The organism is Nocardia sp. NPDC004168, assembly GCF_040610355.1.
In the GTDB taxonomy this organism is placed as follows: domain Bacteria; phylum Actinomycetota; class Actinomycetes; order Mycobacteriales; family Mycobacteriaceae; genus Nocardia; species Nocardia sichangensis.
The window spans coordinates 171,864-185,014 of the sequence record NZ_JBEXME010000015.1 but is presented as its reverse complement, the minus strand read 5'-3'; the positions used below and the strand labels follow the sequence as shown (position 1 = coordinate 185,014).

Genomic DNA, 13,151 nt, shown 5'->3' with positions numbered 1-13,151 from the left:
CGCCCGCGGCGCGCGTGGTGTTTTTACACCCGCCCGGCGCGGGGGGGGGGGGGGGGGGGGGGGGGGCCCCCGGGGGGGGGGGGGGGGGGCCCCCCCCACGGGCGTGGGAATCATTCAGCGGGAGGGTACTGCTGGGCGCCGAGCACCCGGGCCAGGTGCGCGGCGTTCCTGGCCAGCGCCGCGGTCGCCGAAGCCACCGCCTTCGGCACCGAGTCGAGGTCCTGATAGTCGGTGCCGCCCATGGCCTGATCGTTCCAGTACGTGCACCCCTGTGCCGGGATGGTGAATCCGATGTCGTTGAGCCCTTGATACAGGTCGGCGACGATCTTGTGCGCGCCGTCCTCGTTGCCGACGACCGCGACCGTGGCCACTTTGCCGACCATGGCGGGACGACCCGCGTCGTCGGTTTCGGACAGTTCGGCGTCCAATCGCTCCAGCATCCGCTGCGCCACCGACGACATGTGCCCGACCCAGGTGGGGGTGGCCACCAGCAGGATGTCGGCCGCCGCGATCCGTTCGCGGATGGACGGCCACTGGTCGCCGGGGCCTTCGTCGGCGGTCACTCCGGGTAGCACGTCGTAGTCCACCAGCCGCAGCACCGTGCCCTGCACGTCGTGTTCGGCCAGCTCGTCGAGGACCTGCCGGGCGATGACATCACTGCTGGATTCGGCGGGGGACTTCTTCAGCGTGCACACCAGGGCGAGCGCGGTCGGTCCGGCCATGAAAGAAACCTCCTACGTTTCGGTTCGATCGCGGGCGACGACGCGGATCGTGCGCAGCCGGGAGTCGGCCGCGTCGGGGACGTTCATGCCCGCGTCGAGCCCGGTGCGCAGGTAGTCGACGACGGCGGCGTCGATGCGCTCGCCGGGTATGACCACCGGAATGCCCGGCGGATAGGGCGTGATCTGTTCGCCGGCGATCCGGCCGACGGCGTCGCGCGCGTCCACGGTCTCCACCGGGCCGAAGAACGCGTCGCGCGGCAGCATCACCGAGTCCAGTTGCAGGTCCTCGGGCGAGGGCAACTGGATGCGTGGCGGCCGCGGATCGCTCAGTTGGTCGCGCCACGCGGCGATGCCGTCGACCAGGACATCGATGGTGTCCTTGTCGTCGGCGAGCGACAGCGTGGCGAGCAACCGGCGGTGATCGGTCAATCCCATGTCGATGCGGCGGTGCTCACGCAGCCAGTCAGCGGCCTGATAACCGCTGGCCCCGGTACCGGACACGTCCATGAGGACCTGCAACCGGTCGAGGTCGTGGGAGGCTTCGACACCGAGCAGTTCGTCTTCCAGCACCTTGATGCCGGGGATCTCGGCGAGCCGGCGCCTGGCCTGTTCGGCTACGCGCAGCGCGGAACCGAGCAGTTCCTGCCCCCGCTCGACCATCTGCCTGCGCCAGCCGTCGAGCGCGGCGTAGACCAGCACGTTCGGGCTGGTGGTCATCAGCAGGTCCGCGCATTCGCTGAGCCTGATCGTGTCGACCAGATCGCCTTGGACGTGGAAGACCGAGCCCTGCTCGAAACCGGCGCCCATCTTGTGCACGCTGACCACACACAGGTCCGCCCCTGCGTCCATCGCCCAGGTCGGCAGGTCGTCGTGGAACGGCAGATGCGCGCCCCACGCCTCGTCGACGATGAGCGGCTTGCCGCGCTGGTGACAGACCTCGGCGATGCCGGCGATGTCCGCGCAGGTGCCGTAGGGACTCGGGCTCACGATCAACGCGCCCGCGGCGTCGGGGTGTTCCTCCCATGCCTCGGCGACCTGCCGCGGCGAGGGCGGGTGGGCGAAATGCTGCTCGGCGTCCCAGCGCGGGGTGATCCAGTGCGGCTGGACACCGGAGAAGATCAGCCCGGCGACCACGGATTTGTGGCTGTCGCGCGCCACCAGCAGGCCGCCGTCGTGACCGCCCGCCACCGTCATCATGGCCGCCTTCACCGATAGCGAACTGCCGCAGGTGGAGAAGAACGCCGATTCCGCGCGCACCGCGTCGGCCATGAGCGCTTCGGCGCGCGACAGGTAGCCACCGCGCGAGAGCCGGTCGTCGAGCCCGGCGACGGCCAGGACATCGGAGCCGAAGGCGTCGCGGCCGATCACGTCCAGGACGCGTTCGTCGGTTCCGCGTCCTTGCCGATGCCCAGGAGGCGTGAAGCCGTACCGGCCCAGCCGGTGATAGTCGGCGAGGGCTTCCAGCAGGGGAGCTCGTGAATGGTCCACGGCTACCGCCTACCCCGAATGCGCGGCGGCACACATCCGGCGTACCCGCCGCGCACCGAGCCCGTGGCCTGCGGTGTTGCCCCACGGCAAACCCCGGCGCGGTCGTTTCGGGCACAGGTGTCCGGGTAGGACGGGGACAAGTACCGACCCCGACCGAGGAGCCGCGCGGATGAAGGCAGTGACCTGGCAAAGGCGACACAAAATCGCCGTGGAGACGGTGCCCGATCCTCGGATCGAGGCCCCGACGGACGCGATCATCGAGGTCAGTTCCACCGGCATCTGTGGATCCGACCTACACCTGTACGAGGTGCTCGGCGCCTACATGAGCAACGGCGACGTCCTCGGCCACGAACCCATGGGACGTGTGGTGGAGACCGGTTCGGCCGTCACCGGGCTGGAACGCGGTGACCGCGTGGTCATCCCGTTCCAGATCAGCTGCGGCGCCTGTTACATGTGCCGGACCGGGCTGCCCACCCAGTGCGAGACGACGCAGGTCCGCCGATACGGCTGCGGCGCCGCCTTGTTCGGCTATTCGAAGCTCTACGGGCAGGTGCCCGGCGGCCAAGCCGAGTATCTGCGGGTGCCGCACGCGGACGCCACCCACATCACCGTGCCCGACGGACCGGCCGACGACCGCTTCCTGTACCTGTCGGACGTACTGCCCACCGCGTGGCAGGCGGTGGAATACGCCGGGGTGCCCGACGGCGGATCGGTGACCGTGCTGGGTCTGGGCCCGATCGGGGACATGGCCTGCCGGGTGGCCGCGCATCGCGGCTATCGCGTCATCGGTGTCGACCGGGTACCCGAGCGGCTGGCGCGGGTGGCCGAGCGCGGCATGGAAGTGATCGACCTCGACGCCGTCGACGAGCCGCTCGGCGACATCATCCGCGGCTGGACCGACGGCCGGGGCACCGACTCGGTGATCGACGCGGTGGGGATGGAAGCCCACGGCTCGCCGATCGCGTCGATGGCCCAGCGCTCGGCGGCGTTCCTGCCCGATTTCGTGGCCCAGAAGGTGATGGACACCGCGGGCGTCGACCGGCTCGCGGCACTGCACTCCGCCATCGACATCGTCCGTCGCGGCGGCACGATCTCGGTGATCGGCGTCTACGGCGGCATGCTCGACCCACTGCCGATGCGGGTGTTGTTCGACAAGCAGATCCAGCTGCGGATGGGCCAGGCGAACGTCAAACGGTGGGTCGACGACATCATGCCGCTGCTGCGCGACGGCGACCCGCTGGGCGTGGACACCTTCGCCACCCACCGCCTCCCACTGACCGATGCGGCGCAGGCCTACGCCACCTTCCAGCAGAAGACCGACGGCGCGGTGAAGATCGTGCTCGACCCGACCGCGAACTGACCGGCGGAGCGGGTCCGCACCGGACCCGGCCGCGGTGCCCGCACCGCGGCCGCGGACGGTTTGCTCTGCGCATGCCTGGGTAGCTGCCGTGTATGAGCTTCTTACTACGCGGAGTCGTCTCACCGTGGTGGCTCGAGGCGCCGACCTCCGTTGCGGCGGAGATGGCCCGCGCGAGCGTGGAGAAGGCCGTCGATGTGGGAATGAAGGCGGCGCAGGCGCCGGTGCAGGCGGTGGCAGCGGGCGCACGGGCAGGCGTGTCGCTGCTGAATCTGGGCAGTAACGAGGAGTTGCGCGACGAGTTGGCCGCGCTGATCGACCCGCACGCGCTACGCTCCCGGCGCCGGGTGGCGCTCAACGAGGACCGGGCCACCGTGGAGGTGCGCGGCCTGGACTCCGGCAGGAGCGGAGACATCACCGAGGCGCTGCACCGGACGCTGGACCGCCGCCGCGATGTGCGTTGGTGGCGAGTGAACGCGGTGACCGGCCGCGTCGTGGCCGCTCTCGAGCACGGTGCGGCCGACCTGCCCGCCCTGGTGTCGGCCATCGAATCCGTCGAGACCGATACCGCGGTCGGCGATCTGGACTGGAGTCGCGGCTGCGAGCACCCGGGCGACCGGGAACCGCTGCTGGCGGCCGGGATCCAGGTCGCGGGCGACGTGTGCGCGATCGGGTTGTCCGCCATGAGCGCCGTGCTGCCGTTGCGCGGACCCGCCCGTGTGTTGCGCGCCGCCGCCGCCTTCGTCGACACCCAGCCCCGCCTCCGCAAACGGCTCGAGGATCAGCTCGGCCGTCCACGGACCGATTTGGTGCTGACCACGGCGAACGCGATCGGCAACGCCCTGGGCAACAGTGCGGCGGCGGGCACGGCGAATCTGGTGATCGACGCGGTGCACCGCGGTTTCACGCTGACCGAATCGCTCACCCGCTACGTGCAATGGCAGGACTGGGAGGCCGAGATCGACCGCCGTCCAGCGGAAGTGTGCGACCCGCTGACCCCGCCCGACCGTGTGGTCGACATGCCGCAGGGCCCGATCGAACGGGTCGCCGACGAAACGGCCGCGGGTGCGCTGGCGGGCGCGGTCACCTCCGTCCTCGGCGGACGTGGCCTGTTCGGCGCGGCCGACGCACTGGAACTCGGAGCCCCCAAGGCGGCGCGGGCCAGCCGCGAGGCCTACGGCGCGCTGGTCTCCACGATGCTGGGCCGCGCGGGTGTGCTGACGCTGCACCCGCGGGTGTGGCGGCGGCTGGACCGACTGTCGGCGCTGGTCATCGATGGAGAATCGCTGCTGACCACACGGCGTCTGGTCCTCGAGGCCGAAGCGAGCGACCCGAGATGGTCGGTCGCCGAGGTATGGAGCGCGAGCCAGCGGCTGCTGTGGGAGCACGAGACCGGCGAAAGCCGCGACGACGCGCAGCCCGACCACACCGGCCGCTACCTGTCGGCCGGCGGCCACCGCAGACTGGTGCACCCCGCGACCGGAAAACCCGACGACGGTGTGACGCGCCGCCCAGTGTGGCGCGAACTCCACGACAACGGAACACCGGTCGGGCGGGTCCTGGTCGGCCGGGAACTCGACCGTCGGGCATACGCGCTGCTGGGCCGGGCGCGCAGCGCGGGCCTGCGCGTGACGCTCGCCGCGAGCGCCGACGCCGCCGAGTTGCGGTCCATGGCCGACGAATTCGTCTCCCCGTCCACGTCGATGAGCGGGCTGGTGCGCGCTCTGCAACAGGACGGTCACGTCGTCGCCGTGTTGAGTCCCCGCGCGCACAAGGCGCTGGCCCACGCCGACGTCGCGATCGGTCTGGCCGTGCGGGAGGACAACGCGCTGCAGATGCCGTGGACCGCCGACGCGGTCTGCCGCGACCTCGCACAGGCCGACCGCGTCCTCGCCGCCGTCGCTCCGGCCCGTCAGGTGAGCGAACGCGGCCGATCACTGGCCCTGTCCGGCGCGGCGCTGGGCGGTCTGCTGCTCGCGGTCGCCCCGGACAGCGCGGGCCGCTCGTCGCCCATGACCGCCGCCCACTACACCGGTCTGCTCACCGGCGCCTACACCGGATGGCGTTCGGCGCGCACCGCCCCACCGGCCACGCTCGCACCGTTGCTGCCCTGGCACGCCCTCGAACCCCAAGAGGTGCTGAGCCGGTTGCCGCGGCCGCTCGCGGTGCCCGAGCGCGCCCGGCCCGGCGCGGTCGCCCGCATCCCCGGCGTGAGCGTCATCGCGGCGGCGGCGTCGTTCGCCGGTCAGTTGCGCCGGGAACTCGCCGATCCGCTCACCCCGATCCTCGGCGTCGGCGCGGTCGCCACCGCGGTGCTCGGCGCGCCGTCGGACGCGGTGCTGCTGTCGTCGGTGCTCGGCGTCAACGCGCTGGTCTCCGCCTGGCAGCGCCAGCGCGCGGAGAACGCGCTGTTCCGCCTGTTCGAAGGCGAGCAGCTCAGCGCCCGCGTGATCGACCGCGCCGACCTCGACACCGCCGAACCGCGCGAGCACCTGGTGCCCGCCGACCTCCTCGAACTCGGCGACGTGATCGTGCTGCGAGCCGGGGAAGTGGTCCCCGCCGATGCCCGGCTGCTGCGCGCGGACGATCTGGAAATGGACGAATCCGGCCTCACCGGCGAATCGATCACCGTCGAGAAACAGGTCGCGGCGACCCCGGGCCGGGCGCTGGCCGAGCGCGCCTGCATGGTCTTCGAAGGCAGCACCGTGGTCAACGGCACCGGGCGAGCGATCGTCGTGGCCGTCGGTCACGACACCCAGGCCGGCCGCGCCGCCGCCGGTGCCATCCCGCCGGAAAAGGCCGGTGTGCAGGCGCAATTGCGCCGCCTGACCGACCGGGCCCTGCCGTTGACGCTCAGCGGCGGCGGCATCGTGACCGGACTGGGCATGCTGCGCGGCAGGCCGCTGCGCACCGCGATCGCCGACGGCGTGGCGGTCGCGGTCGCCGCGGTCCCCGAAGGACTGCCGCTGGTGGCCACGGTCGCTCAGCTCGCCGCCGCCCGCAGGCTGTCGCGACACGGCGTGCTGGTGCGCGCCAGCCGCACCGTCGAGGCACTGGGCCGGGTGGACACCCTGTGCTTCGACAAGACCGGCACCCTCACCGAGGGGCGGCTGCGCCTGACCACACTCGCCGATCTCGACGAGCAGTGGCCCGCCGACGCCGACTGCGAGCACGCGCACCGCCTGCTGCGGGCCGCGACCCGCGCCTGCCCCGATCCCGCCGAGGGCCCGATCGTGCACGCCACCGACCGCGCGGTGGTCGAGGCCGCGGCCGAGGCGCTCGGCGACGACCCCCGCCGCTGGGACGCGATCGAGGAGATCCCGTTCGAATCCAACCGCGGCTACGCCGCCACTCTCGGTCACACCTCCCGCAAACTGCGGCTGATCGTGAAGGGCGCCCCCGAGGTGGTGCTCTCGCGCTGCACCGGCGTGCGGATCGACGAGACCGACCATCCCTTCGACGACCGCCTGCGTGAACGCGCCGAACAGGTGGTTCGCGATCTGGCCGAGCAGGGCTTGCGGGTGCTGGTGGTGGCCCGGCGCGACCTGCCGACCGAACCCGACGACGTCGAGGCGGCGGTCGCCGAACTGAGTCTGCTCGGCTTCATCGGCCTCGCCGACGCCCCGCGCCCGCAGACGGTGCCGCTGGTCACCGCGTTGCAGCGCAACGGAATCAGCGTCCGCATGATCACCGGCGACCACCCGGTGACCGCGGCGGCGGTGGCCCGCCAGCTCGGCATCGAGGCGGGGGAGGTGGTGACCGGCGCGGATCTCGACCGTCTGGACGAGACCGCGCGTGCGGAACTGATCGAACAGAGCACGGTGTTCGCTCGCGTCAGCCCGGAACACAAGGTGCGCATCGTGGCGGCGCTGCGCCGCGCGGGACACGTGGTCGGGATGACCGGCGACGGCAGCAACGACGCCGCCGCGATCCGCACCGCCGACGTCGGAATCGGTTTGGCCGCACAGGGTTCGGTCGCCGCCCGCAACGCCGCCGACATGGTGCTCACCCATCCCGACCCCCTGGTGCTGCTGCACGCCCTCGTCGAAGGCCGCGGCATGTGGCAGCGGGTCACCGACGCCGTCGGCGTGCTGGTCGGCGGCAACGCAGGCGAGGTCGCCTTCACGCTGTACGGCACCGCCGTCAGCGGCCAGGCGCCGCTGGGCACCCGGCAGTTCCTGTTGGTGAACATGCTCACCGACATGTTCCCCGCCATGGCGCTGGCGCTGTCGCGGGAACGGGACGCGGTCGATCCCGACGACACCGACGACCCGCAGGCCCAAGCGCAGCGCGCGGCGGAGCGGCTGGCCGAACTGCCGCCCGCGCGCCTGGGCCCCGACCTGCTGCACACGCTCGGCGTGCGCGGTGTCGCCACGGCCACCAGCGCCTCGGTCGCCTGGACCCTCGGCCGGATGACCGGCACGCAGCGCCGCGCCGCCACCATCGGCCTGGTCGCGCTCATCGGCACACAGCTGGGTCAGACGCTGGTCTCCGGTTACCGCAGCCCGTTGGTGTGGCTCACCACGGCCGCCAGCGGTGCGGTGCTCGGCGCGGTGGTGATGACACCGGGACTGTGCGGCTACTTCGGTTGCCGCCCGCTGGATCCGGTCGGCTGGGGGATCGCGACCACCTGCGCGACCACCGCCACCGTCGCCGCGGTGCTGGTTCCGCGGCTGCTGCCCCCACCGGAATCGGAGTAGCAGCGGCGCGCTGATTGGCGTCTGTCCGCCCGGGTACCCGCCGGGCGACGGGCCTCGCCACGGGCACATGATCCCCGGTCCGCGCGGCGACCCGGCGGCCGGTCGCCCAGGGCACGAAAACCTGAGCCCACGAACGCATTCCACGACAACAGAAACGAGTGTTGCGATGACCGACCAGGATGTCGTCGACCTGCTCACCGCCCAGCACGAGGAGATCCGCACGCTGCTGGCGCGACTGAAGTCGGGTAACGACGGGAAACAGGACTTGTTCACCGAGTTGGTGCGGTTGCTGGCCGTGCACGAGAGCGCCGAGGAGGAGGTCGTGCATCCGGTCGCCGGACGGGCCCGGTTCGGCGCCGACGCCGACATCGTGCAACCGCGGCTGGAGGAGGAGAACGCGGCCAAACGCGCGCTGGCCGACCTCTACGACCTCGGGGTGGACCATCCCGAATTCGATGCCCGGCTCGCCGAATTCGCCGACGCGGTGGACGAGCACGCCGCGCACGAGGAGGCCGAGGAATTCGCCCTGCTGCGCGCCCAGTTCTCCAGCAGCCAGCTCCAGCGGATGGCCGGATCGCTGCGGGCCGCCGAGGCCGTGGCGCCCACCCGGCCGCACCCGCACGCGGGGGAGTCCGCGCTCGCCAATCTGGCGGCGGGCCCGCCGCTGGCGCTGTTCGACCGGGCCCGCGACGCGGTGCGCGACTGGCGCCGCCAGCACGACAGCTGAACCACCCACAGCCCCGAAACGCCAGAAGGAGGACCGACATGGGGTTTCCCGAGCAGCAGCAGAAAGTCCCCGGTATCCAGGCCAAGATGACTCCGGTGCCGGATTGCGGTGAGGACAGCTACCGCGGTTCCGGCAAACTGACCGGCAAGGCCGCGGTCGTCACCGGCGCCGACAGCGGCATCGGGCGGGCGGTGGCGATCGCCTACGCGCGTGAAGGCGCGGACGTATTGATCTCCTACCTCGACGAGGACGAGGACGCGAAGGAAGTCGCCGATCTGGTGACGCAGGCCGGACGCAAGGCCGTGCTCGTGCCCGGCGACCTGTCCGAAGCCGCCCACTGCCGCGCCGTCATCGACCGGGCAGTGCGGGAATTCGGCAAGATCGACGTCCTGGTGAGCAACGCGGCGTTCCAGATGACGCACGAGACCCTGGAAGAGATCAGCGACGAGGAGTTCGAGCACACCGTCAAGCTGAACATCAACGCCTACTTCTACCTGGTGAAGGCGGCGCTGCCGCACATGCCGCCGGGGTCGTCGATCATCGGCAGCTCTTCGGTGAATTCCGACATGCCCTCGCCCACCCTGGCTCCGTACGCGGCGACCAAAGCCGCCATCGCGAACTTCTCCGCCAGCCTCGCGCAGCTACTGGGTGAGCGCGGGATCCGGGTCAACAGCGTTGCGCCGGGACCGATCTGGACTCCGTTGATCCCGTCCACCATGCCGGTGGAGAAGGTCACCCACTTCGGGGACGACACCCCGCTGGGCCGCGCCGGTCAACCGGCCGAACTGGCGCCCACCTACGTCATGCTGGCCTCCGACGACGGCAGCTATGTCTCGGGCGCTCGGATCGCCGTCACCGGCGGCAGGCCGATCCTGTGACCCTCGGCGCGCGATAGCCCCACGGTCGGCCGATCTCCCGGATCGGCCGACCGTGGGTGGCGGCGGGTCACAGCATCGTCACCACGAGCCCGACCGCGACGGCGACGAACAGCAGGATTACCAGCGCCCCGATGAGCATCGCCAGCACGCCGGTGACCGGGAAGTGGTGTCGGGTGCTCGGCTCCGGCGCGGACAGACCGGACGTCTGCGGGGTGTCCGGTGGTGTGGCGCCGGGCGACACCCCGCCGCCGGGTTCCAGGTCGGGAGTTTTCGCGGGGTCGGGGTCCATCGCGTTCATAGCCGCTCCCTACTCGCCGTCGTTTCCGGGTGCCTCGGGTGCGTCGGGCCGTTTGCCGGACCTCTTGCGATACAGGATCACCGCGCCGACCAGCACCGCGAGTCCGAGAATCACCAACAGTTCCATGGCAGGGGCCTACCCGGTATCGGCGTGCCCAATCGAGAGGGGCTGCCGGTCACCTGCCGATGATCACGTAGTGACCGGCGGTCTCCTGGAACTCGACGGCGTCGGCGATCGCCGCGTCGTCGAGCGCGGGGCTACCGTCCGCGACGACGAGCAGCTTGTCGTCATCGTCGTAGAACCGGTGGATGATCCCCACGCAGCGTCCGCGGGCGAAGACCAGAGGTTCGGACGGTCCGAGGAAGTACCCGTCGAGTTCTTGTCCGTCGGGGGCGCGGGTGAGCGGAACGTATCCGTAGTTGACGAGATAGCGGAATCCGCATCGCGGATGATGGCTGCCGTACGGGCGGTCGATGACCAGATCCACTGTGCGGCCGAGGAATAGACGCGCCAACCGCAGCGATTCGGAGTCCTCGAGTTTCACCGGATCGGTCACCCGCCCCAGGCTACGGCAGATCGATCATGCCGTGGCGCGCGAGCCACGACGGAGCATCACACCGGGCGGCGGCAGGCCGGTCGATCGGGCGCTCCGCTTCGCCCTTCCCGCCCGGCCGCGACACCTGTACGCTATGACCGACCGGTCGGTCATAGCGTGTTCAGTGAAGGAGTAGCAGGTGCGAACCTTGCTTCGATTTGCCGCATCGACGGCCACCGCCGCGGTGTGCCTCCTGGGAGCCGCGCCCGTCGCCGGGGCGCAGGAGCCCGCGAGCGTTCCCTACAGCTATCTGGCGGGGTTGGCCGCGCAGCTGGCGGCGCCGGGGGCGCCCCCGCCGGGAGCCAACGATTGGACCTGCCACCCGGGTGCCGCACATCCGAATCCCGTGGTGTTGCTGCACGGCCTGGGCAACGAGACGGTGAGCTGGCAGACCCTGTCGCCGTTGCTGGCGGCCGCCGGTTACTGCGTGTACACCACCACCTACGGCACCGGTGCGTTCGGTCCGGCGCTGGGCGCGGTGGCGCCGGTCCCCGAGAGCGCCCGCCAGATCGGAGCGTTCATCGACCGCGTCCTCGCCGCCACCGGCGCGGCGAAGGTCGATGTCGTGGGGCATTCGATGGGCGGTGCGGTGCCGTTCTACTACTTCCACCACCTCGGCGGCGCCGGAAAGGTCGCACGCCACATCGGGCTGGGCGCTCCTTATCACGGGTCGACGCTCAGCGGCGCCGACACCGCGGCGAAGCCCCTGCGGGATCTGCCGGGCACCGCGGACGCCATCGCCGACTGCGGCCCCTGCCAGATGTCGCCGGACTCGCCGTTTCTGCGGGAGTTGAAAGCGGACGCCCGGCTGGTGCCCGATGTGCAGTTCGTCAGCATCGTCAGCCGCTACGACGAGATCGCCACGCCCTACACCACCGGCATGCTCGACGGGCCGAACGCCCGCAACATCGTGCTGCAGGACGTGTGCGCCACCGACTACTCCGAACACTACGGGCTCACCTCCGATCCGGTCGCGGTGCGCGAAGTGCTCGACGCGCTGGATCCTGAGCACGCCCGGTCGGTGGAATGCCCGGTGGTCGCGCCGATCGTCGGACCGCTCACCTCGGCGGCCGGGTCGTGAGGTCGGCCGAGCCCGGCCGCAAGGCACTGCTGCACGCGGGCCGCACCCTGCTGGGGGAGGCGGATCTGGCCAAACTGTCGGTGAACGCGATCGTCGCGCAGGCGAACATGGCCAAAGGCAGCTTCTATCAGCACTGGTCCAGCCGCGGAGACTACATCCGAGCGCTGCACCACGCTTTCCACGAGGATTTGTTCGCCCAGGTGCTGGACACCGTCTCCGGCACGCCGCCGGGTATCGAGCGGCTGACCGCGGGTATGCACGCCTACCTCGACGGCTGCCTGGCCCAGCCGGCGACGAAGGCGCTGCTGATCCAGGCGCGCTCCGAGGCGGGCCTCGGTGAGCAGGTCGCGGCGCGCAATCGGCAAGCCGCGCTGGTCATCACGGACGATCTCGCCGCCGCCGGGTGGGCGGACCCGGAACCGGTCGCGATGCTGATCGTGGCCGCGATCGCCGATATCGCGCTCGCGGAGCTGACCGCCTCGCGGACCCGCCCGGACCTGCGTGCGGCCTTGGTACGCCTGGCCACCGGACACCACGGCAACGGGGTAGCCGAACGGTAGCCGAGGCATTGCGTGTGGGCGTGGGCTGGAGGAAGGTGAGTATGTCCGGTGGCGCCACCGGGGCGCCGCCATGAGCATTCGGGAGGTGGCCCGTGTACGCACGTTCCAGCACAATCGCGGCCCAGCCGTCATCGATGGACGACGGGATCGCATACCTCCGCGATGAAGTGATGTCGAATCTGCCGGAGCTGCAGGGGTGGGTCGGCATGTCGTTGCTGGTGAACCGGTCGACGGGACGTTGCATCGCTACGACCTCGTGGGAATCGCAGGAGGCATTGCATGCCAGCAGAGGACGGGCCCAGCAACTGCGCGACGGCCTGGCCCGCCGACTCGGCGGCGAGGTGGAGCGCGTCGAGGAATGGGACATCTCGGCGATGCACCGCGACCATCCCGCCGGCGACGCCGCCTGCGCCAGGTGCAGTTGGGTGCAGGTCGACCCGGGGCAGGTCGAGCGCCTGATCGACACGTTCCGGATGGAAGTGCTGCCGCAGATCGAGACGCTCGACGGATTCTGCAGCGCCAGCCTGTTCGTCGACCGGGACAGCGGCCGAGGGGTGGGCGCGATGGTGTGGGCGACTCGCGAGGCGATGGACGCCACCCGCGAGCACAGCACTCGGATCAGGAGCGCGGCGACTCAGCGGGTCGGCGCCAACGTGCTCGAGGTGGGGGAGTTCGAGCTGGCGTTCGCGCATCTGCGCGTCCCCGAAATGGCCTGACAGCGCCCGAGTTCCGGCCGGAGCACACG

General features: G+C 71.1%; 12 protein-coding genes. 7 read left to right on the top strand and 5 right to left on the bottom strand.

What is annotated here, in order from left to right; genetic code table 11:
* Positions 1 to 110: 110 nt before the first annotated feature.
* Both ABZW96_RS25020 and ABZW96_RS25015 read right to left on the bottom strand, forming a co-directional pair.
* Positions 111 to 722, bottom strand: a complete 612-nt coding sequence (locus tag ABZW96_RS25020) for an NAD(P)H-dependent oxidoreductase (protein WP_355078052.1) — start codon at positions 720 to 722, stop codon at positions 111 to 113.
* A 12-nt stretch (positions 723 to 734) separates the two neighbouring features.
* Positions 735 to 2,210 (bottom strand): ornithine decarboxylase, encoded by a 1,476-nt coding sequence (locus ABZW96_RS25015; protein ID WP_355078051.1) that lies wholly within the window; start codon positions 2,208 to 2,210, stop codon positions 735 to 737.
* 169 nt (positions 2,211 to 2,379) lie between these two features.
* Between ABZW96_RS25015 and ABZW96_RS25010 the strand changes: the two genes are divergently transcribed.
* The 4 genes from ABZW96_RS25010 to ABZW96_RS24995 all read left to right on the top strand — a co-directional run bounded on the left by ABZW96_RS25010 (position 2,380) and on the right by ABZW96_RS24995 (position 9,872).
* Positions 2,380 to 3,570: an alcohol dehydrogenase catalytic domain-containing protein gene (locus tag ABZW96_RS25010; RefSeq protein WP_355078050.1), complete on the top strand. Its 1,191-nt coding sequence runs from the start codon at positions 2,380 to 2,382 to the stop codon at positions 3,568 to 3,570.
* Positions 3,571 to 3,662: 92 nt separating this feature from the next.
* Positions 3,663 to 8,267, top strand: coding sequence for a cation-translocating P-type ATPase (locus ABZW96_RS25005; protein ID WP_355078049.1), 4,605 nt, complete (start codon positions 3,663 to 3,665; stop codon positions 8,265 to 8,267).
* Positions 8,268 to 8,433: 166 nt separating this feature from the next.
* The gene (locus tag ABZW96_RS25000) at positions 8,434 to 8,994 is read left to right on the top strand and encodes a hemerythrin domain-containing protein (RefSeq protein ID WP_355078048.1); all 561 of its coding nucleotides are present in this window, start codon (positions 8,434 to 8,436) and stop codon (positions 8,992 to 8,994) included.
* A gap of 38 nt (positions 8,995 to 9,032) precedes the next feature.
* A complete protein-coding gene (locus ABZW96_RS24995) occupies positions 9,033 to 9,872 on the top strand; it encodes an SDR family oxidoreductase (protein ID WP_355078047.1) in 840 nt (279 codons plus the stop codon).
* A gap of 67 nt (positions 9,873 to 9,939) precedes the next feature.
* Here ABZW96_RS24995 and ABZW96_RS24990 read toward each other — a convergent pair whose 3' ends face one another.
* From ABZW96_RS24990 to ABZW96_RS24980, 3 genes are read right to left on the bottom strand one after another with little or no spacing between them, the layout of a single operon-like run.
* Positions 9,940 to 10,170 (bottom strand): DUF6480 family protein, encoded by a 231-nt coding sequence (locus ABZW96_RS24990; RefSeq protein WP_355078046.1) that lies wholly within the window; start codon positions 10,168 to 10,170, stop codon positions 9,940 to 9,942.
* A 9-nt stretch (positions 10,171 to 10,179) separates the two neighbouring features.
* Positions 10,180 to 10,296 (bottom strand): LPXTG cell wall anchor domain-containing protein, encoded by a 117-nt coding sequence (locus ABZW96_RS24985; RefSeq protein WP_355078045.1) that lies wholly within the window; start codon positions 10,294 to 10,296, stop codon positions 10,180 to 10,182.
* 49 nt (positions 10,297 to 10,345) lie between these two features.
* Positions 10,346 to 10,726, bottom strand: coding sequence for an inorganic diphosphatase (locus ABZW96_RS24980; RefSeq protein ID WP_355078044.1), 381 nt, complete (start codon positions 10,724 to 10,726; stop codon positions 10,346 to 10,348).
* A 178-nt stretch (positions 10,727 to 10,904) separates the two neighbouring features.
* Between ABZW96_RS24980 and ABZW96_RS24975 the strand changes: the two genes are divergently transcribed.
* The 3 genes from ABZW96_RS24975 to ABZW96_RS24965 all read left to right on the top strand — a co-directional run bounded on the left by ABZW96_RS24975 (position 10,905) and on the right by ABZW96_RS24965 (position 13,122).
* The gene (locus ABZW96_RS24975) at positions 10,905 to 11,846 is read left to right on the top strand and encodes an alpha/beta fold hydrolase (protein ID WP_355078043.1); all 942 of its coding nucleotides are present in this window, start codon (positions 10,905 to 10,907) and stop codon (positions 11,844 to 11,846) included.
* Positions 11,843 to 12,406, top strand: coding sequence for a helix-turn-helix domain-containing protein (locus ABZW96_RS24970; protein ID WP_355078042.1), 564 nt, complete (start codon positions 11,843 to 11,845; stop codon positions 12,404 to 12,406). Before ABZW96_RS24975 ends, ABZW96_RS24970 begins: the two co-directional genes overlap by 4 nt.
* Before the next feature lie 92 nt (positions 12,407 to 12,498).
* Positions 12,499 to 13,122 (top strand): hypothetical protein, encoded by a 624-nt coding sequence (locus ABZW96_RS24965; RefSeq protein ID WP_355078041.1) that lies wholly within the window; start codon positions 12,499 to 12,501, stop codon positions 13,120 to 13,122.
* The last annotated feature ends 29 nt before the right edge of the window (positions 13,123 to 13,151 follow it).